General features: G+C 38.9%; 24 protein-coding genes. 14 read left to right on the plus strand and 10 right to left on the minus strand.

The genetic code is table 11. The features are described from left to right. Window position 1: 1 nt before the first annotated feature. The 4 genes from ABDV71_RS03955 to rsfS form a co-directional block, all read right to left on the minus strand. Entirely contained in the window at window positions 2-1,072 is a 1,071-nt protein-coding gene (locus tag ABDV71_RS03955) for a ketoacyl-ACP synthase III (RefSeq protein WP_343531123.1), read from the minus strand. A gap of 77 nt (window positions 1,073-1,149) precedes the next feature. Beyond that, on the minus strand, window positions 1,150-1,794 hold the full coding sequence (locus ABDV71_RS03960; protein WP_343531124.1) for a lactate utilization protein: 645 nt from the start codon (window positions 1,792-1,794) through the stop codon (window positions 1,150-1,152). 75 nt (window positions 1,795-1,869) lie between these two features. Then, window positions 1,870-3,969, minus strand: coding sequence for an ATP-dependent zinc metalloprotease FtsH (ftsH, locus tag ABDV71_RS03965; protein WP_343531125.1), 2,100 nt, complete (start codon window positions 3,967-3,969; stop codon window positions 1,870-1,872). A 23-nt stretch (window positions 3,970-3,992) separates the two neighbouring features. Further along, complete coding sequence (rsfS, locus tag ABDV71_RS03970; protein ID WP_343531126.1) at window positions 3,993-4,367, minus strand: ribosome silencing factor; 375 nt, start codon at window positions 4,365-4,367, stop codon at window positions 3,993-3,995. Between the two features lie 45 nt (window positions 4,368-4,412). On the opposite strand from rsfS, the gene ABDV71_RS03975 reads away from it, so the two are divergent. From ABDV71_RS03975 to ABDV71_RS04000, 6 genes are all read left to right on the plus strand, one after another. Beyond that, window positions 4,413-5,183 carry a biotin--[acetyl-CoA-carboxylase] ligase gene (locus ABDV71_RS03975; protein ID WP_343531127.1) on the plus strand — a complete coding sequence of 257 codons (771 nt, stop codon included), beginning with the start codon at window positions 4,413-4,415 and terminating at the stop codon, window positions 5,181-5,183. 58 nt (window positions 5,184-5,241) lie between these two features. Continuing rightward, window positions 5,242-5,691 carry a protein-disulfide reductase DsbD N-terminal domain-containing protein gene (locus ABDV71_RS03980; RefSeq protein WP_343531128.1) on the plus strand — a complete coding sequence of 150 codons (450 nt, stop codon included), beginning with the start codon at window positions 5,242-5,244 and terminating at the stop codon, window positions 5,689-5,691. Window positions 5,692-5,741: 50 nt separating this feature from the next. After that, window positions 5,742-6,185 carry a protein-disulfide reductase DsbD domain-containing protein gene (locus ABDV71_RS03985; RefSeq protein WP_343531129.1) on the plus strand — a complete coding sequence of 148 codons (444 nt, stop codon included), beginning with the start codon at window positions 5,742-5,744 and terminating at the stop codon, window positions 6,183-6,185. A gap of 75 nt (window positions 6,186-6,260) precedes the next feature. Continuing rightward, on the plus strand, window positions 6,261-7,943 hold the full coding sequence (locus ABDV71_RS03990) for a cytochrome c biogenesis protein CcdA (RefSeq protein ID WP_343531130.1): 1,683 nt from the start codon (window positions 6,261-6,263) through the stop codon (window positions 7,941-7,943). After that, complete coding sequence (pfkA, locus tag ABDV71_RS03995; RefSeq protein ID WP_343531131.1) at window positions 7,944-8,927, plus strand: 6-phosphofructokinase; 984 nt, start codon at window positions 7,944-7,946, stop codon at window positions 8,925-8,927. Window positions 8,928-9,056: 129 nt separating this feature from the next. After that, window positions 9,057-10,595 (plus strand): YifB family Mg chelatase-like AAA ATPase, encoded by a 1,539-nt coding sequence (locus tag ABDV71_RS04000; RefSeq protein WP_343531132.1) that lies wholly within the window; start codon window positions 9,057-9,059, stop codon window positions 10,593-10,595. Window positions 10,596-10,871: 276 nt separating this feature from the next. Here ABDV71_RS04000 and ABDV71_RS04005 read toward each other — a convergent pair whose 3' ends face one another. The 3 genes from ABDV71_RS04005 to ABDV71_RS04015 are packed head-to-tail and all read right to left on the minus strand — an operon-like array spanning window position 10,872 to window position 14,319. Further along, window positions 10,872-11,099, minus strand: a complete 228-nt coding sequence (locus ABDV71_RS04005; protein WP_343531133.1) for a hypothetical protein — start codon at window positions 11,097-11,099, stop codon at window positions 10,872-10,874. A 2-nt stretch (window positions 11,100-11,101) separates the two neighbouring features. Further along, window positions 11,102-11,365, minus strand: coding sequence for a hypothetical protein (locus ABDV71_RS04010; protein WP_343531134.1), 264 nt, complete (start codon window positions 11,363-11,365; stop codon window positions 11,102-11,104). Between the two features lie 56 nt (window positions 11,366-11,421). Next, window positions 11,422-14,319, minus strand: a complete 2,898-nt coding sequence (locus ABDV71_RS04015; RefSeq protein WP_343531135.1) for an SNF2-related protein — start codon at window positions 14,317-14,319, stop codon at window positions 11,422-11,424. A gap of 703 nt (window positions 14,320-15,022) precedes the next feature. Here ABDV71_RS04015 and ABDV71_RS04020 point away from each other — a divergent pair. Beyond that, window positions 15,023-15,685 carry a DUF2807 domain-containing protein gene (locus ABDV71_RS04020; RefSeq protein ID WP_343531136.1) on the plus strand — a complete coding sequence of 221 codons (663 nt, stop codon included), beginning with the start codon at window positions 15,023-15,025 and terminating at the stop codon, window positions 15,683-15,685. Between the two features lie 90 nt (window positions 15,686-15,775). On the opposite strand, the gene ABDV71_RS04025 is transcribed toward ABDV71_RS04020, so the two are convergent. After that, the gene (locus tag ABDV71_RS04025) at window positions 15,776-17,317 is read right to left on the minus strand and encodes an aldehyde dehydrogenase family protein (RefSeq protein ID WP_343531137.1); all 1,542 of its coding nucleotides are present in this window, start codon (window positions 17,315-17,317) and stop codon (window positions 15,776-15,778) included. Window positions 17,318-17,449: 132 nt separating this feature from the next. Beyond that, a complete protein-coding gene (locus ABDV71_RS04030) occupies window positions 17,450-17,917 on the minus strand; it encodes a hypothetical protein (RefSeq protein ID WP_343531138.1) in 468 nt (155 codons plus the stop codon). Between the two features lie 240 nt (window positions 17,918-18,157). On the opposite strand from ABDV71_RS04030, the gene ABDV71_RS04035 reads away from it, so the two are divergent. From ABDV71_RS04035 to ABDV71_RS04065, 7 genes are all read left to right on the plus strand, one after another. Then, complete coding sequence (locus ABDV71_RS04035) at window positions 18,158-19,561, plus strand: tetratricopeptide repeat protein (protein WP_343531139.1); 1,404 nt, start codon at window positions 18,158-18,160, stop codon at window positions 19,559-19,561. Window positions 19,562-19,705: 144 nt separating this feature from the next. Further along, on the plus strand, window positions 19,706-20,467 hold the full coding sequence (locus ABDV71_RS04040) for a phosphosulfolactate synthase (RefSeq protein WP_343531140.1): 762 nt from the start codon (window positions 19,706-19,708) through the stop codon (window positions 20,465-20,467). 78 nt (window positions 20,468-20,545) lie between these two features. After that, window positions 20,546-21,292 (plus strand): shikimate dehydrogenase, encoded by a 747-nt coding sequence (locus tag ABDV71_RS04045; protein WP_343531141.1) that lies wholly within the window; start codon window positions 20,546-20,548, stop codon window positions 21,290-21,292. A 142-nt stretch (window positions 21,293-21,434) separates the two neighbouring features. Then, window positions 21,435-22,025: a gliding motility lipoprotein GldD gene (locus ABDV71_RS04050; RefSeq protein ID WP_343531142.1), complete on the plus strand. Its 591-nt coding sequence runs from the start codon at window positions 21,435-21,437 to the stop codon at window positions 22,023-22,025. Between the two features lie 70 nt (window positions 22,026-22,095). Continuing rightward, window positions 22,096-22,734, plus strand: a complete 639-nt coding sequence (locus tag ABDV71_RS04055) for an MBL fold metallo-hydrolase (protein ID WP_343531143.1) — start codon at window positions 22,096-22,098, stop codon at window positions 22,732-22,734. Between the two features lie 32 nt (window positions 22,735-22,766). Then, window positions 22,767-24,002, plus strand: a complete 1,236-nt coding sequence (locus ABDV71_RS04060) for an ABC transporter permease (protein WP_343531144.1) — start codon at window positions 22,767-22,769, stop codon at window positions 24,000-24,002. Between the two features lie 3 nt (window positions 24,003-24,005). After that, window positions 24,006-24,389: a hypothetical protein gene (locus ABDV71_RS04065; RefSeq protein ID WP_113647922.1), complete on the plus strand. Its 384-nt coding sequence runs from the start codon at window positions 24,006-24,008 to the stop codon at window positions 24,387-24,389. Between the two features lie 214 nt (window positions 24,390-24,603). Here ABDV71_RS04065 and ABDV71_RS04070 read toward each other — a convergent pair whose 3' ends face one another. Continuing rightward, entirely contained in the window at window positions 24,604-25,458 is an 855-nt protein-coding gene (locus ABDV71_RS04070; protein WP_343531145.1) for a 1,4-dihydroxy-6-naphthoate synthase, read from the minus strand. Window positions 25,459-25,474: the final 16 nt, after the last annotated feature.

The raw sequence follows: 25,474 nt of genomic DNA on the forward strand, positions 1-25,474 counted from the left end.
CTTAAAATTTGTAAACTATGGCATTGATGTGCATGCCTGCACCTACAGAAGCAAAAACGGCATGATCACCTTCTTTGATTTCATAGCCATCTACTTTATTTTTTAAGACGAGGTCAATCAAAGTAGGAACAGTGGCTACCGAGCTATTACCTAGCCAAGAAATGGTCATGGGAACCAATTTTTCAGGGATGGTATCTTCTCCATAAAGTTTAAACAAACGCTTCATGATGGCATGATCCATTTTACCATTGGCTTGGTGAATGAATACCATTTTGATTTGTTTAACATCTACACCGGATTTGTCTATCGCTTGCTTCACTAATTGTGGAACGGTAATTACCGCAAATTCGTAAAGTTTACGGCCTTTCATTTTAATATAAGCATTGCCATTTTGTTCTGACGGATCATTGCTAGCGCCCATGATCAGCATATCGGCATGGCTGGCGTGTGTTTGGGCCTTATGGGCTAAAATGCCCTTAGTATCATCATTTGTTACTGCACTTAAAATGGTAGCTCCTGCACCATCTGCAAATATCATGCTGTCTCTATCATGGGGGTCTACAATTCTGGATAAGGTTTCAGAACCAATTACCAATACATGTTTGGCATCTCCGGAGCGGATAAGGTAATCAGCCTGTATCATACCTTGTACCCAACCTGGACAACCAAAAATCAAGTCAAAGGCAACACAATCAGGATTGATAATGCCCAATTGTAGTTTCACTTTTGCCGCCAATGCTGGCAACATATCTACTCGATTGCTATTATGTTTTACGTCACCAAAGTTGTGACAGAATATGATGTAGTCTAAGCTTTCTTTATCAATTTTGGCGTCTTCAATGGCTCGCTGTGCGGCAATAAGGCCAATATCATGATTTAGTTGGTCATCATTAATGTAACGTCGTTCGTTAATTTCGGTGATGTCACTAAATTTTTGGATAATTTCCTCGTTGTCTTTGTCAATTTTTACTCCGCCATCAAAAAAGGTATGCTCAAGGAAATGTTTGCCAGAGATAGTATTTTCAGGAATATAGCTGCCCGTACCGGTAATCACCGATCGAATTTTGTTCATAGTTATTAATTTACACTTTAAACCGATTTGGTATTTAGTATAAATTTAATATTATTGAGCGATTTAACAAAATTGTTTTAATTGAAATCGTCAATTAGGAATACAAAAAGCTCTTTTGGACCATGTGCGCCAAGCACTAAGGTTTTTTCAATATCTGCTGTACGGCTAGGACCTGTAATAGTGCTTACCATAGATGGGATTTGATTCCCATATTTTGTTTTCAAAAGCTGAAATGCATCTTTTAAATCTAAAACCAATTGCCCTGTTCTGGCAATTACAATATGATGATGTGGGAAAATGCTTAGTCTACGCCCTGCAGCATTTTGATTGCTTACCATTACCGAACCGTTTCTGGCAATAAGCGCTTCACACATGGTAATGCCAACTTCAGCTTGCCCAAAATCCTTATCGGTTTGGTAAAACGGAAATTCATAAGTGCTCAATAATGCCTGTAGCTCAGGTTCCCAGCAATAAATTTTTCGCCATTTGTATTGGTCGGCAAGACCAAGGATGTTTTCAATAAAATCAACACCATTTTCACAAAAGATAAAATTGCCAGAAACTGCCCCCAGTTGTTCAGCGAACAAGATTTCCAGTTCCTCTTCATTTTGTTGGTATAATGGAGTCTCTTCTAGATGAGGATAGGGGTTATCTCGTTTCTCGAGCAATGCCTTCCTGATCTTTTTTAGCATGAGTTCCTTTGGGGTAATATTATCTTTCATCAACGGGCTGATTTAAAAACAAAAATAGGCAAGCTTATGATAAAAGCCTGCCTATTTCCTATTAAAAAATAAATCTTATTTACTTTCTTCAGTTGGATTAATGCTTGTAGCGCTTTCATCGGCTTGCTCCGTATGGTTTACTACAATTTCCTCTGGTTTAGGCTCAATCACGGTAGCACCGTTTACAAATTCGTCATAAGTAGTACGAGTGTCAAACGGACGTTTGCCTAAAAGCTCCTCTAAATCTGTTTGGAATAAGATCTCTTTTTCCAATAGTTTCTGAGCCAATTTCTCTAAACCTTCCTGATTAGCAATTAACAATTGTTTAGTGCGGTCGTAAACTTCATTGGTCAAGTTACGCACTTCAATGTCAATCATTTCTGCAGTTCTATCAGAATAAGGTTTGTCAAAATTGTATTCGTTATGCGGATCGTAGAAGGATACGTTACCTACATTTTTGTTCATGCCGTAAATTTTCACCATGCCGTAAGCAATACGGGTAATATGCTCCAAATCGCTTAACGCACCAGTAGAGATTTTATTGAAGATAATATCTTCAGCAACTCTACCGCCCATGGTCATGCACATATCGTCCATTAACTGTTCGGTAGTATATAAGAACTGCTCTTTTGGCAGGTATTGAGCATAGCCTAAAGCTGCAACACCACGGGGAACGATAGAAACTTTTACCAATGGATTGGCGTGCTCCAAAAACCAGCCTGCAATGGCGTGGCCAGCTTCGTGGTAGGCAACAATCTTTTTCTCCTCTGGAGATATGATTTTATTTTTCTTTTCTAGACCTCCAATTACACGGTCAATGGCGTCTTGGAAATCTTGCATATCTACCATCTCTTTATTACGACGAGCGGCAATTAATGCGGCTTCGTTACATACGTTGGCAATTTCTGCACCAGCAAAACCAGGAGTTTGTGCCGATAATTTCTTGGCTTCTACGTCAGCAGCAATTTTGATAGGTTTTAAGTGTACCTTGAAAATTTGCTCACGACCTACCAAATCAGGTTTGTCGATAGAAATTTGTCTGTCAAAACGACCTGGACGCATTAAAGCAGAGTCTAATACATCAGGACGGTTGGTTGCAGCTAGGATGATGATTCCCGAATCGGTACCGAAACCATCCATCTCTACCAATAATTGGTTAAGGGTATTTTCACGCTCGTCGTTACCGCCCATCACACTTCCTTTACCGCGGGCACGTCCGATGGCATCAATCTCATCGATGAAAATGATACATGGAGCTTTATCTTTAGCCTGCTTAAACAAATCACGCACACGGGAAGCACCCACACCAACAAACATTTCTACAAAATCCGAACCTGACAGGGAGAAGAACGGCACTTGTGCTTCACCAGCTACAGCTTTAGCTAATAAAGTTTTTCCGGTTCCTGGCGAACCTACCAGTAAAGCTCCTTTGGGGATTTTACCTCCCAAATTGGTGTATTTCTTAGGATTTTTAAGGAAATCAACAATTTCCATCACCTCTGTTTTTGCTTCTTCTAATCCCGCAACGTCATTGAAAGTGATATTTACTTGGCTTTCCTTGTCGAATAAAGTTGCTTTTGATTTGCCAATATTGAAGATTTGGCCACCTCCGCCACCTCCACCACCGCTCATACGGCGCATCATGAAAATCCATAAACCAGCGAACAATAGTAACGGGAGGATTACCTGAACAAAAATGCCGGTCCAAGCACTTGATTTAGAAACCGTTTCTACCGGAATTTGATTTTCCGCAGGGACGTTTGCCTGTGATTTTTCCAATTGCTTGCTTAAAATCTCGGCAGATGGTGCATTGAACACCACCATAGGTCCTGTATCACGACCAAAGCTGCTTCTGCTTTTGTATTTTTTATACTTAGGGTCGTCTTTTTTACTCTCCTTGATATAAACTTCAGCTTTTACAATGTCATCAGCTTTATAGGTTACAATCTTTTGTACATCTCCGGGTATCAGCATTTCTTGCTCGAAAGTCTTGTAAGAAATCTGTTGAGCATTGTCTGAACTAAACAAAAACTGAATAGCTAAAAGACCAATGATAATAGCCGCATAAACCCAAAAAATATTGAATTTTGGAGCTTTTTGAGGACGTTTAGGGATATTGGGCATTCGCTTTCCAGGTTTGTTAGGCTTATCGTTTGAATTATTTTCTTGTTTCATGCTAGTCAAAATGTTTTTTAGGGTTATGCACTTTTGTATGTGGTTGTTTCAGCATCGCCCCATAAATCTTCTATTCCGTAAAAATCACGTTTTTCGGTTCTAAATATATGAACAACAATGTCGAGATAGTCTAAAATAATCCATTCGGCATTGTCTAATCCTTCTTTTCTCCACGGGTGGGATTGCGTTAGTTTATAGATTTCATCTTCCACACTATCGGCTATTGCTTTAACTTGGGTAGAAGAATCTGCATTACAGATGACAAAATAGTCGGAAACTGAACTGTTCAGCTCCCTTAAATCCAATCGCACAATATCGCTCCCTTTTTTTTCTTGAATGCCTTGCACGGCTATTTCAGACAGGTATGTAGAAAGGTTTGCATTTTTCTTTTTTACCATTAAAAAAAATTAATTTTGGTCTTCAACAAAATATAAAATCAACACTTGCAAAATAACACTTTTTCAACATTATTTGTTGGTCAAAATCTTATCAAATTATCAGCGGTTGATTCTACTAATAATTATTTAAAAAAATTAGCTTCAAATTCCGAGCCATTGCCGGAAGGTACTGTAATAATGGCAGACCATCAATTTGCCGGGAGGGGCATGCAGGGGAACGTTTGGTTAGCACAAGCTGGCAAAAGCCTTACATTTAGTTTGTTGTTAAGGCCAACTTTTGTTGCTGCCGAGCGGCAGTTTGAATTGAATATGTTGGTTTCAGTGGCCATTAATAACGTTTTATCGAAATATGTAAGTGATCATCTTAGCATTAAATGGCCAAATGATGTTTATGTAGATAATCGGAAAATAGGTGGCGTATTAATTGAGAATGTTATTGCTGGCAGTAATTTGAAACAAAGCATTATTGGCATAGGTTTAAACGTAAATCAGGGAGAATTTGAAGAAGAATTAGCAGGACGTCCAGTGTCTTTGTCACAAATTTTACATCAAAATGTGAATCTAATGGTACTTTTGAGTGAGATTTGTGCTCAGATTGAACAACTTTACCTGAAACTGAAGTTTGGCAAAAGTACAAACCTTAGGGAATTGTACGTTAATAAACTTTATCGTCTCCATAAAGTAGCAAGATATAGCCAAAATGGAAAGGAATTTGAAGGCGTTATAGAAGGGGTAAGTGAAATGGGTTTGCTACGAATTAAGCCTATGAATGGAGAAATACTTGAATTTGGATTTAAAGAGGTTGCTTTTATTTAGAAATCCTAGAGAAACATTGTAATATTGAAAGTTTAACGAACTAACTTATAAAAAACAAATGAAAAAAATCACCTTAATTTTAGCGATGGTTGTAATGGCAACCGTTAGTGCATTTGCTCAATTGGAGAATCCTGTAAATTGGCAATATGCAGCGAAAAAGATTAACAAAAGCGAAGCTGTGCTTTATATTAAAGCCACCATTGATCCAAATTGGCATCTTTACTCTCAAAATCTTAAGCCTGGAGGGCCTAACAAAACTGAATTTACTTTTACTCCATCTAAAGATTTTACTTTAGTTGGGAAAACAACAGAACCTAAGCCCATCACCAAATACGAAAAAGTATTTAAAATGAATGTGAGCTACTTTGAGGATGAAGTTGTTTTTCAGCAAAAAATAAAACTGAATAAAGGAACAACTACTGTAAAGGGTAAGGTAGAGTTTATGGTGTGCGACGACAAGCAATGTTTACCACCCAGCGAAGTGAGTTTCAGCATCCCTGTAAAATAATGAAATAAGGAGCGCCAGCGGCGTTCCTTATTTTTTATCTAAGCGTTATTATGAAAGTAAGGTTAATATTCTTTCTTTTATTAAGCAGCTTTTTTGCCCAAGCGCAATTACACAAGCCGGTTAAATGGTCTTATCTGTCAAAAAAGCTTAATAACAATGAAGCCGAAATATATCTTAAGGCTAGTATTTCGACGGGATGGCATATCTACGCCATGCAGTTTAATGAAGCGCCAATGCGAACAAGTTTTCGTTTTACGCCATCGCCATCTTACGCTTTAATTGGCAAAGTTAAAGAACCTAAATCTGTAGCTAAATACGATAAGACTTTCAAAAAAAACCTTTATTATTTTGAAAAGGAAGTGGTTTTTGCTCAAAAAATAAAACTACTTAAACCTAAAGTGTCCGTTAAGGGCATTTTGGAATTTATGGCTTGTAGCGATAAAAGCTGTCTCCCGGCCGAGGAAGTTCCTTTTCAAATTGTTGTTTCTCGCTAGGCCCTTTCTAGTTGGTTCTAGATCTGATAAATAGAAAATTATCGCTAACTTCACGCTCGTAACACAAACACACAAATGAAAAAACTTAACTTATTATTGGTGCTTTTTATAGCGCTTTTCTCAGTCTTTTATGCCAATGATGGCTATGCTTTGCAAGCCCAGGAAGACACCACTTCAGCCAGTGCAGATATTGGCGATCTTGAATTTACCACTATCGGCTCGAAAGAAGATAGTGTAGCTAACAACATCAAGCCTGACTCTGTTGACAAAAAAATCGACTCGGTTAAAGTTGATGTAAAAACTGCGCAAACTGGCGAAAAATCATTATGGATAATTTTTGTGATAGGCTTCTTTGGAGGTTTTGCCGCATTTATAATGCCTTGTATTTATCCGATGGTGCCGCTAACGGTAAGTTTTTTTACCAAAAGAGCAGAAACCAAAGGTAAAGGGATACAAGGGGCAATTCTTTATGGATTATCAATCATCACAATTTATGTACTTATTGGCGTAATTATTACTTTAATTTGGGGAGCAAGTGCCATGAACCAGCTTTCAACAAGTGGAGTATTTAATGTGGCTATTTTCCTAATCTTGTTGATTTTTGGTATCTCATTTTTAGGTGCTTTTGAAATTACTTTACCTAGCAGGTTTGTAAATAAGTTGGATGCTAAATCAGATTCAAAAGGACTGATGGGAATTTTCTTTATGGCTGCTACTTTAACTGTGGTTTCCTTTTCTTGCACAGGTCCAATTATTGGTAGTGTGCTAGTTTCAATTGATAAAGGCTTGTTGGCTCCAGTAGTAGCAATGTTTGGATTCTCTCTTTCTTTGGCTTTGATATTTACTGTTTTTGCTATTTTCCCAGGTTGGATGACCTCTCTTCCAAAATCAGGAGGTTGGTTAAATGCAGTAAAAGTAGTGCTAGGTATTTTGGAAATCGGGTTTGCTATGAAATTTTTATCTACGGCAGACTTAGCATACCATTGGGGTATTTTAGATAGGGAAGTTTTCCTAGCCATTTGGATTGTTTTGGCTTTTATATTAGGTTTTTACTTATTAGGGAAAATCAAGTTTTCTCATGATAGTGATTTACCTTACGTTTCTATTCCACGGTTGTTTTTGGCGGTTGTATCTTTTGCTTTTGCAGTTTACCTTATCCCGGGCTTATGGGGTGCGCCATTAAAAGCGGTAAGCGGATTGGTTCCACCATTATCAACGCAAGATTTTGTAATCGGTGAAGGTAGCGGGACTGGAACAGCTTCGCATGCTGACACTACTGGCAAAAAGAAAAAATATGCAGATTTTCTTCACATTCCTCACGGGATAGATGGCTATTTCGATTACGAAGAAGCTTTAGCTTATGCGAAAGAAGTGAATAAACCGTTATTTTTAGATTTTACCGGACATGGATGTGTAAATTGTAGAGAGATGGAGGCCCGTGTTTGGTCTGATAAACAGGTGCTTAAAAGATTGAAAGAAGATTATATTGTAGTATCATTATATACTGATGATAAAACTGCTTTGCCAGAAAATGAACAATTTTATTCGAAAATCTTGAAAACTCAGGTGAACACTGTTGGAAAAAAATTCCAACATTTGCAAGCGGAGAGATTTGGTACTGTTGCCCAGCCTTACTATGTACTATTAGATACAAATGAAAAGGAATTGGTTTCTCCACCAATAGGGGTAGAATTTAAAATAGATGCTTATTTGGGCTATCTTGATAAAGGATTGTCGGAATTTGCTAACAAAAAATAAATGAGCAAGATACAAAATATAGGCGTGCTGACTTCTGGTGGCGATGCTCCCGGAATGAATGCCGCAATTAGAGCCGTAGTTAGAGGTAGTTTATATTATAAGTTAAAGGTTACCGGTATTTTAAGAGGTTATGATGGTTTGATCAATGCCGATTTTATGCCGATGGATGGTAAATCCGTAGCCAATATTATACAACGAGGTGGTACTATTTTAAAGACTGCTCGTTGCGATGAGTTTAGAACAGTAGAAGGAAGGGCAAAGGCCCACCAAAACCTGGTTGATAATGGGATCGACGCCTTGGTAGTGATCGGAGGTGATGGTACTTTTACCGGTGCAGACGTTTTCTCACAGGAGTTTGATTTTCCAATCATTGGTTTACCCGGAACAATAGACAACGATTTAGAAGGTACAGATTTAACCATTGGTTATGATACTGCCATTAATACGGTAGTGAATGCGGTAGATAAAATTAGAGATACTGCCGAATCTCACGACAGATTGTTTATTGTTGAGGTCATGGGCCGTGACTCTGGATTGATTGCATTAAGAAGCGGTATTGGTGTAGGTGCTGAAGCTATTTTAATTCCAGAAGCTAAAACAACGGTTTCAGATTTGATTTATCGTATAGAGCATGGGCGTAAGGATAAAGCTTCTAAAATTATTGTAGTGGCCGAAGGCGATGAAGCTGGTGGAGCTTATAATGTTGGAGAAACGTTGAAGAAAAAATTCCCACACCACGATATCCGTGTGTCGGTATTGGGCCATATTCAACGTGGCGGTAAGCCTAGTTGTATGGATAGGGTATTGGCAAGTCGTTTAGGTGTAGCTGCTGTAGAAGGATTGCTTGAAGGCAAATCAAAAGTAATGGTAGGACAGATCAATAAAGAAATTGTATTTACGCCATTTGCTAAAGCTATTAAGCATATTGATGCTGCTCAAATTACACCAGGCTGGTTACGATTGGCAGAAATTCTATCTCTATAGTTCTTTTAAAGAAATATTTTAAAGCCAGCGAAAGCTGGCTTTTTTGTTTCGTTTGAGTAACGTCTTAGCGTATAGGTATTTGTAAAAACGAACTTGGTTTTATAACTTACATTTGAAAAACATTTATCTATGCTTATAAAAACCTATGGAAGCGCTGTATATGGCGTAGATGCCATTACCATCACAATTGAAGTAAATGTAGGTGCGGGAAGCAAATACTACATGGTTGGCTTACCTGATAATGCTGTAAAAGAAAGTCTTTTTAGGGTCGAAAGTGCCATTCGCGTTGCAGGCTATCATATGCCGCGTCAAAAAATACTGGTTAATTTAGCCCCAGCTGATATTAGAAAAGAAGGCTCAGCTTATGATTTACCTATAGCCATTGGGATTTTGGCTGCTTCGGGGCAAATTGATACTGCTTTATTGGAACAATATGTGGTAATGGGCGAGTTATCCCTTGACGGTGGAGTACAAAGCATTAAGGGAGCATTGCCCATTGCCATACAAGCTAGAAAGGAAGGATTTAAAGGTCTGATATTGCCCGCGGCGAATGCTAACGAAGCTGCCATTGTGAATGATATGGAAGTGTATGGGATGGCAAATTTGTTGGAGGTAATTCATTTCTTTAGCGGAAAAGAAAGGCCAAAACCTGTATTCATCGATACCAGAAAAGAATTTTTTAAGCAAATCAACAATTATGAACAGGACTTTGCTGACGTAAAAGGACAGGAAAACATTAAAAGGGCTTTGGAAATTGCTGCTGCAGGAGGTCATAATGTGATTTTGATTGGGCCACCGGGAGCTGGAAAAACCATGCTGGCTAAGCGCTTGCCTACCATATTACCTCCTTTAAACTTAAACGAAGCGTTAGAAAGCACTAAAATTTATTCGGTGGCTGGCCGTTTGTTAAGTAATAATGCTTTAATGACAGAAAGGCCCTTTCGTTCGCCCCATCATACTATTTCAGATGTCGCTTTGGTTGGTGGCGGGATTAATCCGCAGCCAGGGGAGATTTCGTTGGCACATAATGGCGTGTTGTTTTTGGATGAACTACCCGAGTTTAAAAGGACGGTACTGGAAGTGATGCGCCAACCTTTGGAAGATAGGAAGGTCGGTATTTCCAGAGCAAAATTTTCAGTAGAATATCCTGCTAGTTTTATGTTGGTTGCTTCTATGAATCCATGTCCTTGTGGCTTTTATAATCACCCAGAAAAGGAATGTGTTTGTGCTCCAGGAGCAGTGCAGAAATATCTAAGCAAAATATCGGGGCCCTTATTAGACCGGATTGACTTACATGTAGAAGTTACGCCAGTAAATTTTTCGGAACTATCATCCTCTCGTACAGCAGAAAAAAGCGACTTGATTAGGGAGCGGGTAATGAAAGCAAGGTCCATACAAGATGCTCGCTTCGCGGAAGTGGACGGAATGCATGCCAATGCGCAGATGAGTGCCAATATGGTGAGACAAATTTGTGCAATAGACGAGCAAGGACGTTTGTTAATCAAACAGGCCATGGAGAAATTAGGTTTATCTGCCAGGGCATATGACCGGATTTTAAAGGTGGCTCGTACCATTGCCGATCTGGCCGACAGTGAGCATATTGAAATAGAACATCTGGCCGAAGCTATCCATTACCGCAGTTTGGATAGGGAAAGCTGGGCAGGATAAGTTTTTCCATCCTCAGGTAGGCCCCAGTCGTCATTTCGACCTTGTGGAGAAATCTTTGGATATGCAATTGGGATATGTGGGAGAAATCTAACGAATAATAGCTCCGTTATTCTAAAAAAATGTCGTTTTCTTTCTTGTCATTCTGAGCATAGCGAAGAATCTCTTTTAAAGTAATGAGCTAGATTTCTCCTCCTTTGGTCGTCGAAATGACGGGACAGGAATGGTAATTCCACAAGTTGAAATGATGTGTTAGCTTGAGGGAAGGTCTCGTCTCCATTACTTCAAAAAATATCTATCTATTACCGCGCCAATATCTTCTACCTCATCATTTTCCTCAACTACAGGAAGGTCTGTTTTGTAGTCAATACGCATCCATTTATGATTGCTATTCTTCAAAATCTGGAGATGCTCACTGCCCATTTTAAAAATGGTGTAAGTGTTTTCTTCCTCTGGAATCACCTCGTAAATGGCACCACGGAGCTTAAAATGAAAAGATTCTTCCATCGTTAAAATTCCTCTTCATTATCCTCATCTTCTTCCTCTTCGGGGTTCTCTTTGTAAATTGCGATAAGTTTGCCCAAAGCATTCACTTCTTCATCGGGTTCAAATACAGGAGTGCCCGTCTCTTTATCGAATTTGATCCACTGCTCGCCATCATCTTTCTGGATTTGAAGGTATTCTTTGCCGTCTTTGTAGATGGTATAGGTTTCATCTCCTTCTGGAAAAACTGCGTAATCGGTATTGTTGAATGTTAAATCAAAAGGCTGCATTTTTAAATAAAAAGTTTAAAGTCAAAAGTAAAAAACAAATAAGTTAAGTGCTACCGCTAGGCCAAAAGTTCTTGAATATCTTCTTTGCTTAGCGATTTAAAGAAGCTCTCTTCTGTAGTGATTAACGAACTGGCCAATGACTTTTTGCGTTGCTGCAAGGCCAATATTTTTTCTTCCACGGTATCTTTAGAAATGAACTTGTAAATGAACACTTTTTTGTCCTGCCCAATACGGTGCGTACGGTCAATGGCTTGCTGTTCAATAGCAGGATTCCACCAAGGGTCTAAAATAAACACATAATCAGCTTGAGTAAGATTTAACCCTACACCACCTGCTTTAATGGAAATCAGGAATACTCTTATGTCTTCGTTCTGTTGGAAATCGGCTACAATCTCCCCGCGGTTTTTAGTGCCTCCATCCAAATAGCTATAATTGATCTGTTGTTTGTCCAGATGTTTCCTGAAAATTTCCAGATGTTTTACAAACTGAGAAAAAATAAGCACTTTATGGCCACCCACAAGCACATTATCTAAAGTATGCATTACATTTTCAAATTTGCCCGAGTCAGAAGTATAAGCATCATCAATCATCACCGGGTGATTGGCCAATTGGCGTAATGCGGTTAAGCCCTGTAAAATTTGGATTTGCTTTTTGGCATAAGTGCCATTGTCCATGTTGCTCAGCAAGTCATTACGGTAGGCTGACTTGGTCTTTTCGTAGTAAGTGGCCTGGTCCTCACTCATGTCGCAATAGAAAATATGCTCCGTTTTTGGAGGCAATTCTGCCGCTACCTGTTCCTTGGTACGGCGCAAAACAAAAGGCTTGATAATGGCCTGTAATTTCTTGGCTTTATCCTCATCCTTACGTTTTTCGATAGCCTGCACATACTCCTCATTAAAAAAAGACTGCGTGCCCAATAAACCTGGGTTCAAGAACGTAAGTTGTGTCCAAAGATCGCTAACCGAATTTTCTATTGGCGTACCGCTCAGTACCAACTTATGCCTAGATTTCAACATTCTCACCGCTTTAAATGACTTTGAAGAAGGGTTTTTGATGTTCTGGCTTTCATCTAAAATAATATAGTTGAAATAAAACCCCTGTAATAAATCTACATCCACACGGGTAACGCCGTAAGTGGTGACTACCACATCATATTTATCTAAATGGGCAAGGTCCTTGTTGCGATTAGTGCCCGTATGCGACAATATCTTTAACGAAGGCGTAAATTTTTTTGCCTCATTAAGCCAGTTATAAATTAAGGAAGTGGGCATAATGATCAGCGAAGTGCTATGCTTTTCTGCCAATAAATCTTCTTCTTTAATTTTTTGGAGCATGGCTAGGGTTTGAATGGTTTTACCTAAACCCATATCGTCGGCCAAGCAGCCTCCAAAGTTGTATTCACGTAGAAAACTGAACCAATTGTAGCCTGCTTTTTGGTAATGACGCAAATCGCCTTTGAAATTTTCAGGCATCGAAAAATCGTCGATTTGCTCAAAATCGTTCAGTTTTTGCAGCTTGCGGTCAAGCGTTACATTGGCAATGCTATCTTCAGCCAAATCGTTGATCAGGCCAATATGGAATTTTTTAAGCTTTAGGTGCTTACTTCCATCAGCCAAGCTAAACAAACTGCTATACTGCGTAAACCACTTTTCTGGAATAATCGCTATATCGCCATCTGGCAAAATGAACTCCCTTTTTTTATGTAGGATATGTTGTTTTAAAGAAATGAAAGGAATAGGATGGATGCCAAAGTAAACAATGGCATTAATGTCAAACCAGTCATTATCTTCTTTAATTTCGAAATCAATTTTGTTACTGCCCAATACAAATCGTTTGGCGCTGCTGGCCTGTTCTATTTCAAACCCTTTTTCCTTTAAAGTGTCGATATGCTCATTTACCCAGCTAATGATGGCATATGAGGCATTATGGTTTTCGTTAAGATTGGGCAACTCCAAATGGTGGAAAAGCGCACTCACTTTTTTGAGGCCCAAATTGGTTAAAAAATGGAACTGCTCTTTTTCCCACTCAATATTTCGCTTAATGCGGATGAAAGTATAATTGTCGCCGTCCTTTTGCAGCCTAACGGTCACTTTATGCTCATTGCCCATGGCAAAAGAATAACTGCCGTATTTGAAATAAAGCTGTATTTGGGAAACGCCGTTCTCTACATAAATCACCTTAATGGTTGCTTTTGCCTCGTGCTTTTCGGTTTTAATTTCAAAACCCTCTGCATACACGTGGTATTTTTCAATGAGCGGCGCTACAAATTTTTCAAAATAGGTTTCCTCGGTAGCCTTGGGAATGGTAATGTATCGTTTGTTGAGGAAAGGAGTCAATTTTTTGCCTTCAAAATCCTGCTCAAAAAAGTATAGCACGTCATTGAGTAATAACCAAGCGGGTTGGTTACAAATGACTTGCGCATCCTTAAACATAAAATCAATGCGCATCCCTTGATATTTAATGGTAGGGAAATAGCGGGTTTCTACCTCGTTTCGCCTGAAATGGAAGAGAATGGTTGAAGCTTCGGTAGCCAGTTCAATTTTTCGCTCGGCAGGCCAACCGTCTTTGTCCATCAAGTAAAGTCCGCCCTTTGTTTTAAGGATTTCTAGGACTTCGGTTAGTTTTTTTTCAATTTTGGGACGTACCGAATCGTAAAATTTTTGGTCGTAAAACTTGCTGAAAAACTCGAAGGGCCTAATGGCTTTTTTGTAATATTTTTTGATGATGAAATCTTGTTCAGTTTCATCAAGGATTTTGATCAATTTAAAATCCAGTTCCGTTAAATGTTTGGCAAATTCTTGCGCCGTGTGCGTAAATAAGCGCTGATAGGTTAACGAAAAATCGCCTTGCGGATTGAGCTGAACAATATGTGGTTCAATTAAATAGCCCAGATAATCGTGTTTGCATAAAGAATACACAATCTGACAGGGTGCTGAACTATTTACTCGTAACATTTATTAAAGGCTAAAACAATTAAAAGGTAAGCTGTTAAAAAATTTTAAACTTACAGCAAATACTTGTTTTTTCAAAGCAATGCCTAAAAATTATGTTACACACCGCACAGGCCTAACTTTGTCAAGCTTATCACACGGAGACACTAAATAAAGATTGACAAAGCTGTTCGTGTAAGTTTTATTTGAAAAGCAATATACTGTAACTATTTAAGTTTAGTCCCGCTATTCATTTCAAATCCACACTCGCTTTGCTCGCTTGCGGGTTTTCCATTGCTGTCGGGTTTAGTTGGCAGGTATACTGCACAGGTTGGAGCATGCTAAACCCGATTGAAGTGTAAATACTTTTTGTTTGTCACGCTGAGCTTGTCGAAGCGTTGGCGCTATAGTTATCCTTCGACAGGCTCAGGATGACAGGGATAACGGCACAGGCAATAAGCGGGACTGCACTGGCCATGCAATACCAACTTTCTTTTTCAGAAAGAATCCATCTCCGTCTTAATTACGCTAAGTTAAAGACAGAATCTTAAAAAAATAGGAGGGCGTTCGTCGAAAAATTACAGGCGTTGGTCTAGGGTTACTTGCCTGTGGTATAAAACAATAAATATGCGTGCAACCTTTTGTCGTTCAGCATGTCTTATTATCGAAAGCTTTCCAAAATGGATGGCACCAAAAAAGAAATTAAAGACATTAAAATAAGAACATCATGAAAACTTCTATTAAAAATTTATTCGCAGCTGTATTAGGTTTAGTAGTAATGAGCAGCTCAGCTTTCGCAAATGAAAGCGGTAAAATTAACAACAACAATAGCGCTAAAGAAAAAAACTTTACCATTTTAAACGAGGTAAAAAACATCAACAAAATTGTAGTATCTGGCAATGTTGAAGTGTTTGTGGTACAGGCACCAACCGAAAGTGTAAAAGTGTACGACAGCTACTATTCTAAAAATGCGTTGGTACAACAAAAAGACGGTGTGTTGCGCATCAGCTCTTTCGAAAAAGAACCACTATCGGTAACAGTTTATGTACGCAACTTAACAGCTATCGAGGCTGGCGATAATGCAACGGTAAAAACTTTCGGTAAAGTGAGTTTCCTTACATTGGATGTAGTGTTAAAAGATAGAGCTACTGCTGATATCAACGCTAAAACAGTGAGTTTAAACACTTCGGTAACCGACAACGCTAGCTTAAAATTAAGCGGTTCAACTGAAGAGCACTTCGCCTTAATGGGAACTTCAGCAAAAATGAGCACAGGACAGTTTGTAGCAGGTACTTCAGATATCAAATCTATTGCTCCTAAATATGTTGCCCAAGCTAAAGTTGTGGCTCCTACTTTGGAAAGTATTGCTGCCGCTGAATTGGCAAAATAAAATCCGCTCCCGCAAAGGGCTCTATATAAATATAAAAGGGCAGTTCAATTATTGAACTGCCCTTTTTGGTTTTTTAATGTATATCCAAGATTACAAATCGAACTTGATTCCTTGCGCCAATGGCAGAGTATCAGAATAGTTGATGGTATTGGTTTGTCGGCGCATATAGGCTTTCCAAGCATCAGAACCACTCTCTCTACCTCCACCAGTTTCTTTTTCACCACCAAAAGCACCTCCAATCTCTGCACCCGAAGTGCCAATGTTTACATTGGCAATGCCGCAGTCAGAGCCCTGTGCCGAAAGGAAAAGCTCCGCTTCCCTTAAGTTTAAGGTCATAATAGCTGATGACAGGCCTTGGGGAACACCGTTTTGTAAAGCAATAGCTTCTTCTAAATCATTGTATTTAATGAGGTAAAGAATTGGTGCGAAAGTTTCGTGTTGTACAATCTCATAATGATTTTCCACTTCGGCAATACAAGGTTTTACATAGCAGCCAGAGTGATAAGCGTCACCTTCTAATACGCCGCCCTCTACCACAAAATTACCGCCTTCGGCCTTACATTTTTCAATGGAAGTAAGATAGGCTTTCACGGCATCTTTATCAATTAGCGGACCCACATGGTTACTCTGGTCTAGAGGATTGCCAATGCGCAATTGGCCATAAGCTTTTACCAATTTGGTTTTAAAGGTTTCATAAACACTTTCGTGGATGATAAGCCTGCGTGTAGTAGTACAACGTTGCCCTGCTGTACCTACAGCGCCAAAAACAGCCCCAATTAAAGACATATCTAAGTCTGCATCTTTGGAGATAATGATGGAGTTATTACCACCCAGTTCCAAAATGCTTTTCCCTAAACGGTTGGCTACCGACATGGCTACTGATTTGCCCATTCTAGTTGAGCCGGTGGCCGAAATTAAAGGAACTCTAGTGTCGTTACTTAACAGTTCGCCAATTTCTCTGTCGCCAATAATCAAACAAGAAACACCCTCTGGGATATCATTAGCAGCAAAAACCTCTTCCACAATTCGTTGACAGGCAATTGCCGTAATTGGTGTTTTTTCTGATGGTTTCCAAACGCATACATTTCCGCAAACCCAGGCCAATGCAGCATTCCAGCTCCATACCGCCACAGGAAAATTAAAGGCCGAAATAATACCCACTACTCCTAGTGGATGCCATTGCTCGTACATCCGGTGGCTTGGCCTTTCACTGTGCATGGTTAAGCCATATAGCTGGCGGGAAAGTCCTACCGCAAAATCGCAGATGTCAATCATTTCTTGCACCTCGCCTAATCCTTCCTGTAAGCTTTTCCCCATTTCATAAGACACAAGTGTGCCTAAAGCAGTTTTTTGTTTCCTTAAAGCATCACCCAGTTGGCGCACTATTTCACCACGTTTTGGAGCGGGCACTTTGCTCCAATATTTGTACGCTTCTTGGGCGGTACTGATCACATGGTCATATTCCTTCATGGAGGCTGCAAAAACCGAAGCGATTTTTTCATCATCCACTGGCGACATGCTATGGATATGTGGTCCATCTGCTGCATGGCTCCATTTACTTCCGGTACTGTATGATGGATTAAATCCTGCGATGCCCAATTGGGCTAAAATCGAACTGATATCTGGTTTCATATATACTGTTTTTGATAAGGATAATACAAATCAACAAAAAATAAGAGAGATAATTGGGACTTTATCGAATTTGCTACGGATGCATAGATTTTTGAACCCCATTAAATAAAAATCTATGTACGGTTAACTGCGCTAAGGATTACAGTTTTCCTTTCTTCTGGTATCTATCAGGTAGGTAATTTTCCACTCGGCACCTATTTTCACCAATTGAAAAGAGTTTACCCCGCAATGACTAAATTTATCGCTGATATAAAATTTGTAATCGGTCCAAACACTGGCTAAGCCATCATCTATTAAAATTTTTGTGAATACAATTCTTTCGTCGTACACCGATGAATGGGGTTTTCCAATGCTGCTAATGAAAAGATTTAAATCTGTGCTTCTTACCTCGTTATTTCCCGCTTTGGTTTTAACAATGGTTTGTAAAATGGCACCTTGGTTAAAGGCAGACCTCATTAAGGTACTATCCGATTTGCGCATGCCATCAAACAACGAGTTAATAGCTTTTTTAATGCCTTCTTCTTGGCTGTTTTTTTGTCCGTAAACTGTATTTGTAAAGGTGAATAGTGCCAAAATAAGCGCAAATCTTAGGTAATTCATGACTTTAGTTTTACTGATTTAAAACTAAATATATCGAAATTTGTATTGAAGTAAAGAAAGAGCCCCTCTGGCGTTGCAAGACATCCACACCTTAGATTGCCTAAATCTTTTATTTATAAACATTTGAGCTGCATATTGTGTGTATGTTGATAATTATTTTGCTGTGCTGTTTAATAAATAGCGTAAACTTATGATGTAATGCTAAACAAACAGGGACTGTTCTTTTAAATATTCAAAGATATGGAAGAAGAATTTGAATTTGAATTTAATGAAGATGCGCAAAATTCAGTAGAACGTTATGAAGAGATGATCCGTAATGAGGATCAGTATTTTTTTGATGCGCAAGCTTTTGAATATATAATTGACAATTATATCGAAAAGAATGATCCTGTAAAGGCACTGCAAGTGATTGACTATGCGTTGAATCAGCACCCTTATGCAGCCGTTTTTTTGGTGAAGCAGGCGCAATTACTATTGTTTACCAATCAGGTAGATCGTGCTTTTGCGGCGCTTGAAAAAGCAGAAATGTTGGAGCCGTCCGAAGCGGATATCTATGTGCTGAGAGGAAATATATATCAGAACATGGATCGCCATTCGGAAGCCTTGGAGAATTACGAAAAGGCACTCACCTTGGCTGAAACCACCGACGAAATTTTATTGCAAATTGCATACGTGTATCAAAATATGCACGACTACGAAAATGCAATTATTTACATTAAGCGTAGCTTAGAGCAAAATATGGAGAACAAGGACGGGCTTTATGAGCTTGCATTCTGTTATGATATTTTGGACAAGCAAGAGGAAAGTATTCAGTTTTATCAAGAGTATATCGATAATGACCCTTACTCGTACGCTGCTTGGTATAATTTAGCCAATTCTTATCATAAGCTAGAGCTTTTTGAAAAAGCCATTGATGCTTATGACTATGCCATTTTAATAAAGGAAAACTTTGCTTCAGCTTATTTTAACAAAGGAAACGCTCTAGTGCAACTTGATAAGTATGAAGAGGCCATTGAAGTTTATAAGCAGACCTTTGAGTATGAGCCTCCTAATGCCGACACCTATTGTGCCATTGGAGAATGTTATGAGAAATTGGAGCAAATGGGAGAGGCTAGGTCTTACTATAAGAAGTCGGTGAAAATGGACCCTAAAATGGCAGATGCCTGGTTTGGGATTGGTGTGACCTTGAACTTTGAGGAACGTTATTTCGAATCGTTACATTTCTACAAAAAAGCCCTGGATCTTGATGAAGAAAATGCGGATTTTTGGTTCGCGATGGCTGATGCCCATTATAAACTTGGCCAAATAGATGAATCGATAGAAGCTTATTACAAAGTAGTAGAGTTTAATCCCGTTGATGTAGAGGCATGGTTGGATTTTTCGACAGTGCTTTATGAGCAAGGTAAGTTGGTTGAAGCTTCCGAAACCATGGCCGAAGCCATTAAGAACAATCCAGATGCCGCAGAACTATATTACAGAATGGTAGCCTACATGTTTGCTTTGGGCAAAAGTCAGGAGGGGGTAGATTATTTGGAAAATGCTTTGCAAATAGATCCGCAAAAGCACTATATCTTGTTCGAATACCTACCGCAATTGTCAAATAATAGCACAATTGTTACCATTATCAGTAAATACATCAAATAAAAACAAAAACTTAAACTTGGTGTGTGCCTAAAAAAAGGCAGAGTTTTTTAACTTTGCAGCCGATTGGATATGCAATAAACCCTTGTGTTGTTGCGTATTCAATGAAAGCTCCATCATCGATGATGGAAATACAACACAAAATAGATGAATTATACTTTAAACAACATTCCTGAACGTACTAGCAAGCCACGCCAAAAAGGAATTACCATGGTAATGGACAAGGGCTTAAGTTTAAGGCAGGTTGAAGATTTTATAGAAGTTGCTGGCGTACATACGGATATTGTAAAACTAGGTTGGGCAACCTCTTTTGTTACTCCAAATCTAAAAGAAAAGCTCGCTTTATACCGTAGTGCAGGTATTCCTGTATATTTTGGGGGGACTCTTTTTGAAGCTTTTGCCATTAGAAACCAATTTGAAGATTATCAGCGTGTGTTAGACCAATACGGGATGGAATATGCAGAGGTTTCTGACGGTTCAATGGATATTGTTCACGAAGAGAAGTGCGAGTACATTGCCAAATTAGCTAAACAGGTTACGGTAATTTCTGAAGTAGGTTCTAAAGATGCTACTAAAATTTTTGCTCCATACAAATGGATTCAGTTAATGAAGGCCGAAATTGAAGCAGGGTCTTGGAAGGTAATTGCCGAAGCAAGAGAAGGCGGAAATGTGGGTATTTATCGTGGTACCGGAGAGGTAAGGGAAGGCTTGGTAGATGAAATTTTGACCCAGATTCCTGATGAGCGTATTATATGGGAAGCCCCGCAAAAGGAGCAACAAGTGTGGTTCATTAAATTGATTGGCACCAACGTTAATTTAGGTAATATTGCTCCTGCGGAGGTAATTCCTTTGGAAACAATTCGTTTGGGCCTACGTGGTGATACTTTTGATTATTTCTTGAACAAATAATAAATACATTTTTGCGAGAAATGGCTTCGAAATAATGAAGTTATTCCCGCAGAAATCAGTGCAATACAAACTACTTTTATGAGAACTTTTGGTTTAATCGGTTTTCCTCTGTCGGCGTCGTTTTCTAAGCAGTTTTTTGCTGATAAATTTAAAGCTGAGGGAATCAACGATTGCAAGTATGAACTTCATCCTATACCTCAGGCAAAAGATATGCTCGATTTAATTGAGGCTGATCCTTTGCTTTGCGGCTTGAACGTAACTATTCCACACAAGGTGAGTGTAATGCCTTTTATGACAGAATTGGATGATGCTGCTGAAAAAATTGGTGCGGTGAACTGCATCTCTATTGATCAATCAGGAGATAAACCTCGTTTAAAGGGATATAATACTGATGTTTATGGTTTCGAAGAATCTTTGAAACCTTTGTTAAAGGTTCACCACAAAAAGGCTTTAATATTTGGCGATGGTGGGGCTGCAATGGCGGTGAAATACGTATTCAATAAGCTGCAGATTCCATTTATTTCAGTAGTTAGAAATGCACAGCCAAATGCGGTGTTATACTCTAGCGTAACCAAAGATGTGCTGGAGGAGCATACTATCTTAGTAAATACAACCCCTTTGGGCATGTTTCCTAACATTGATTCGTTTCCGCCAATTCCCTATCAACATCTTAGTGAGCAGCATTTAGCGTACGACTTAGTTTACAACCCCGAAGAAACTCAATTTTTGACCAAAGCTAAAGCGCAAGGAGCAGCTATAAAGAACGGATTAGAAATGTTACATTTACAGGCAGAGCGTTCTTGGGATATTTGGAACGATAAGTAATGAGAGGATGCTAGAATTAATATATTCGATCATTTAATTTAATTATTCAATAATTATAGATAATGACGGAATGCTCAGATGGACAAATGATAGTGCTAAAATATTCCAATCATTTAAAACTCAATCATTCAAAATTCATCATATGAGTACATCGATTCGAAATTTTTGTCTGACCGCATTATTGGCTAGCTTATTTGCTTGCAATGGTGAAAAGGTAGCTACACCTAAACCCAAAGGCTATTTTCGGATTCATTTCCCAGAGAGAAAGTATCAGGTTTTTAACGAGGAATGTGCCTATAGTTTCAACTATCCAACTTATGCCAAATTAACGACTGATACGGATAAGAATGCCCAATCTTGTTGGAAAAATCTAGATTTTACGCCTTTTAATGGGGTGTTGCACATCACTTATTACGATGTTTTCTCGCCAGAGACCTATAATGAAATGACCGAAAATGCTCGTAGTTTGGCTATGAAGCATACCATAAAGGCCGATGCCATTGATCAGCGTATTATCAACTATCCAGATAAAAAAGTTTATGGCATTTATTATAGTATAGAAGGTAATACCGCTTCTTCTGTACAGTTTTTCCTCACCGATAGCGTAAACCATTATCTACGTGGCGCGTTATATTTCAATGAACGCCCGCAATACGACTCCATTCAGCCAGTGGTTAAGTTTATCAAACAGGATATTGATAGTTTAATTGCCAGCTTTAGATGGAAGAAGTAAATTTAAGTTGTAATGTTGCAACGTTGCAACGTTCCGGCATTTAAACCTTTCAATTTTTTAACCATTAATTATGATCAATATCCAACAATTCACTTTTAATCCATATCGAGAAAATACTTACGTTTTATTCGATGAAACCAGTGAGTGTGTTATTATCGATCCTGGAATGTACGAAGGAAGTGAACAGAATGAGTTGGTTCGGTTTATTAAGGATAATGGACTAAAACCTGTATTGTTGTTGAATACACATTGCCATATTGATCACGTATTAGGTAATAAATTCGTGTTTGATCAATGGGGGCTGAAACCACAGTTTCATAAAGGAGAATTACCCTTGTTGCACCGTGTGGTAAGTTATGCGCCTCAAATGGGGTTTCAATATGAAGTTTCGCCGGAGCCAGAGATATTTTTAGAAGAAACAGGTACCATATCCTTTGGAAATAGCCAGTTAGAATTGATTTTTGCGCCAGGTCATTCGCCAGCACATTTATGTTTTTATGCTAAAAATGAGAACTTCCTCATTGGTGGCGATGTATTGTTTTATAGAAGTATCGGCCGTACGGATTTACCTGGTGGTAACCACCAACAACTTATTAATAGCATTAAAAATAATGTATTTGTATTGCCAAACGATTGTGAGGTTCATCCGGGACATGGTCCAAGTACTACCATTGGCTACGAAAAATTAAACAATCCGTTTTTGGTGTAACATTTTATTGCCACTAAACTTATCTTTACTAGGTGAACACAGCACTCTATATCGCTCGTAGGTATCTTTTTGCTAAGAAGTCTACCAATGCCATCAATATCATCTCGGCCATTTCAATGGTGGGTGTCTTGGTGGGCAGTGCTGCGTTGATTATTATCCTATCCGTATTTAACGGCTTTGAGGAAATGGTATTGAAGATGTTTAACAGCATCACTCCGCAAGTGGTGGTTATACCTGCCAAAGGAAAAACCTTTAATCCCAATACCACATATTTCAATCAATTGAGAAAGGATGAAAAGGTTTATTCGTTTACCGAAGTATTAAGCGAAAATGCATTGGTGAGGTACGACAGTAAGCAAACGCCGGCAATGATTAAAGGTGTTAGTAATGATTTCCTTAAAAACAAAAGTTTGGATACCATTATGGTTGAGGGGACTTTTGTACTGGAGAATAGGGTTGGCCAGCCACAAGCTGTGCTAGGTTCTGCATTGCAGGCATTCCTAAGTGTAAATCCTGCTGACCCCTTTGAACAATTACAGATTTATTCGCCTAAAAAAGGCACCCAAGGAAATTCGGCCAATCCTATGGACGATTTCACCATGTTGAGTATTTCGCCAGCTGGCATTTTTGAAGTACAGCAAGATTTTGATAATCTCCTCATCGTTCCTCTTAGCTTTGCTAGAGAGCTACTTGGCGAGCCTAATGACGTTTCTGCTATTGAAATTAATGTAAACACGGGAGTGGATGCCGAAGCCTTTAAAAAAAAGGTAGAGAGTGATTTGGGCAGTAGCTATGTAGTGAAAAATAGGATTGAGCAAAATCAGGCGCTTTATAATGTGTTAGGTTCTGAAAAATGGATGGTGTACATTATACTGACCTTTATTCTGATCATCGCAATTTTTAATATCATTGGCTCGTTAACCATGTTAGTCATCGACAAGCAAAAAGATATATCGGTGCTAAGTAGCCTTGGGGCGGGAAAGAGGCTAATAAAGCGAATTTTTTTAGCAGAAGGTATGATGATAACACTTACAGGTTGTATCTTTGGGGTGTTAATAGGATTGATTTTTTGCTTGCTTCAACAGCGTTTTGGCTGGGTTAAAATGGGAGATGCAAATTTTATGTTTTCTAATGCTTACCCTATTGCCCTAAAGTGGAAAGATTTTGTGCTGGTTTTTGCCACTGTAAGTTTTTTTTCTTTTATAGCGGCAGGTTTGGCATCAAATTTAAGCGTTAAAAAGATAGATCGTATTAACCAAGATCTCTAGCATATGTGTACCAGGAAAAAGTTAGTTTGTGTAGTATTGTTGGCCATGGGGCTTTTATGGGCTTGTAGTGGTAACAAAGGTTCAGAGCAAGAAAAAGGTAAATCTTTAACTTTAAAAGGCCTGTATAGCTATGGTCCAGAAGTAAAATCGTTTACCGATTGTGATGAGGGGCGTGAGTACTGGGTGGCCGATAGCGCAAAGAACTTGGAACTGGAATATACCAACTTAGGTTTCGAAAAACCCTACACCCCAGTGTATATAGAAGTGGAATGCCATTTGGTAAAATCAGACACTACTACTGTTACTGGGGGCTATGACTCTACGATGGTGGTGACCAAAGTGCTCAAGATGAGCAAAGAAATACCTGAAGGGCCTTGTAATCAGTAATTAGGGGATAGTTGCTAGGGGTTATTTTTCTGAAAAAGTAGGAATGTTCGTTATTGCAATGTAGGAAGCAATTCTAGTTTGTCATCCAGAGTGAAGCGAAGGATTTTTTAAGTGGTTTCAGCTGTTTCGATAAATTTAGCATGACAGTACGTGAGAGATAGTGATTACAACTAATCCTTGCTCTTTAATCCTTGTTCCTTTATCTTAAAGTATCCTAAGCATTCACATACAAACTCTTTCCTATCGGAGGGATAATCTCATTTTTGGTAGCGATATCGAACAAGGTGTCAACTGCTTTGCGGCCTTCAGTACCCAAATCTACCGAGTATTGATTAACGTATAGCTCGATATGTTTATACATCACTTCTTCCTCCATGGCCTGCGCATGCTCGCGGATAAATTCAATGCCCGATTTAGGATTTTCAAAAGCATATTCTACCGATTTCCTTACTAATCGGTTAACCTTTTCTTGAATATCCAAAGGTAAATTTCTGTTCACCACAATGCCTCCTAATGGAATGGCACAACCTGAAAATTCTTCCCAATAAGCACCTAAGTCAATCACTTTGTGCAGTCCTTTGGCTTGGTAGGTAAAACGGTTTTCATGAATAATTAGGCCAAGGTCTATTTCATCATTTAATAAGGCATCTTCAATTTCCGAAAATACCATTTCTTGTTTATTGGTGAGCTGCGGATAGGCTACGCCTAATAAAAAATTAGCCGTGGTGTATTTGCCTGGGATGCCAGTTTTTAGTTCAAAGCTTCCATTTTTTAGCTGGCTTTCTATGCGCTCTGCGTTTTCCTTTTTGCAAATTAACAAAGGACCAACGCCAAAACCTAAAGCGCTACCTGCATCTAGCAAGGCGTATTGCTCGGCAACGTAAGCAAAGGCATGAAAACTCAACTTGGTAATGTCTAGCTCGCCGCGTAGAGCCTTTTGGTTTAAGGTTTCTACATCATCAAAAAATACTTTGAAGCTTAAGCCTTCTGTATCTATTTTGCTGTGAATTAAGGCATCAAAAATGAAGGTGTCGTTAGGGCAGGGCGAAAAACCAAGGGTAAGTTCCATGCGGTAAATTTACGTG

This window comes from Pedobacter sp. (assembly GCF_039594775.1).
In the GTDB taxonomy this organism is placed as follows: domain Bacteria; phylum Bacteroidota; class Bacteroidia; order Sphingobacteriales; family Sphingobacteriaceae; genus Pedobacter.

Excerpts from the sequence above, each read along its gene's own strand:
- ABDV71_RS04005 (WP_343531133.1), bottom strand. The coding sequence starts at position 11,099 with ATGGAAGAATCTTTTCATTTTAAGCTCCGTGGTGCCATTTACGAGGTG.
- ABDV71_RS04015 (WP_343531135.1), bottom strand. The coding sequence starts at position 14,319 with ATGTTACGAGTAAATAGTTCAGCACCCTGTCAGATTGTGTATTCTTTA.
- ABDV71_RS04025 (WP_343531137.1), bottom strand. The coding sequence starts at position 17,317 with ATGAAACCAGATATCAGTTCGATTTTAGCCCAATTGGGCATCGCAGGA.
- ABDV71_RS03960 (WP_343531124.1), bottom strand. The coding sequence starts at position 1,794 with ATGAAAGATAATATTACCCCAAAGGAACTCATGCTAAAAAAGATCAGG.
- ABDV71_RS04065 (WP_113647922.1), top strand. The coding sequence starts at position 24,006 with ATGTGTACCAGGAAAAAGTTAGTTTGTGTAGTATTGTTGGCCATGGGG.
- ABDV71_RS04070 (WP_343531145.1), bottom strand. The coding sequence starts at position 25,458 with ATGGAACTTACCCTTGGTTTTTCGCCCTGCCCTAACGACACCTTCATT.
- ABDV71_RS04000 (WP_343531132.1), top strand. The coding sequence starts at position 9,057 with ATGCTTATAAAAACCTATGGAAGCGCTGTATATGGCGTAGATGCCATT.
- ABDV71_RS04055 (WP_343531143.1), top strand. The coding sequence starts at position 22,096 with ATGATCAATATCCAACAATTCACTTTTAATCCATATCGAGAAAATACT.
- ABDV71_RS04030 (WP_343531138.1), bottom strand. The coding sequence starts at position 17,917 with ATGAATTACCTAAGATTTGCGCTTATTTTGGCACTATTCACCTTTACA.
- rsfS (WP_343531126.1), bottom strand. The coding sequence starts at position 4,367 with ATGGTAAAAAAGAAAAATGCAAACCTTTCTACATACCTGTCTGAAATA.
- pfkA (WP_343531131.1), top strand. The coding sequence starts at position 7,944 with ATGAGCAAGATACAAAATATAGGCGTGCTGACTTCTGGTGGCGATGCT.
- ABDV71_RS04040 (WP_343531140.1), top strand. The coding sequence starts at position 19,706 with ATGAATTATACTTTAAACAACATTCCTGAACGTACTAGCAAGCCACGC.
- ABDV71_RS04010 (WP_343531134.1), bottom strand. The coding sequence starts at position 11,365 with ATGCAGCCTTTTGATTTAACATTCAACAATACCGATTACGCAGTTTTT.
- ABDV71_RS03990 (WP_343531130.1), top strand. The coding sequence starts at position 6,261 with ATGAAAAAACTTAACTTATTATTGGTGCTTTTTATAGCGCTTTTCTCA.
- ABDV71_RS03985 (WP_343531129.1), top strand. The coding sequence starts at position 5,742 with ATGAAAGTAAGGTTAATATTCTTTCTTTTATTAAGCAGCTTTTTTGCC.
- ABDV71_RS04045 (WP_343531141.1), top strand. The coding sequence starts at position 20,546 with ATGAGAACTTTTGGTTTAATCGGTTTTCCTCTGTCGGCGTCGTTTTCT.
- ftsH (WP_343531125.1), bottom strand. The coding sequence starts at position 3,969 with ATGAAACAAGAAAATAATTCAAACGATAAGCCTAACAAACCTGGAAAG.
- ABDV71_RS04035 (WP_343531139.1), top strand. The coding sequence starts at position 18,158 with ATGGAAGAAGAATTTGAATTTGAATTTAATGAAGATGCGCAAAATTCA.
- ABDV71_RS03955 (WP_343531123.1), bottom strand. The coding sequence starts at position 1,072 with ATGAACAAAATTCGATCGGTGATTACCGGTACGGGCAGCTATATTCCT.
- ABDV71_RS03980 (WP_343531128.1), top strand. The coding sequence starts at position 5,242 with ATGAAAAAAATCACCTTAATTTTAGCGATGGTTGTAATGGCAACCGTT.
- ABDV71_RS04020 (WP_343531136.1), top strand. The coding sequence starts at position 15,023 with ATGAAAACTTCTATTAAAAATTTATTCGCAGCTGTATTAGGTTTAGTA.
- ABDV71_RS04050 (WP_343531142.1), top strand. The coding sequence starts at position 21,435 with ATGAGTACATCGATTCGAAATTTTTGTCTGACCGCATTATTGGCTAGC.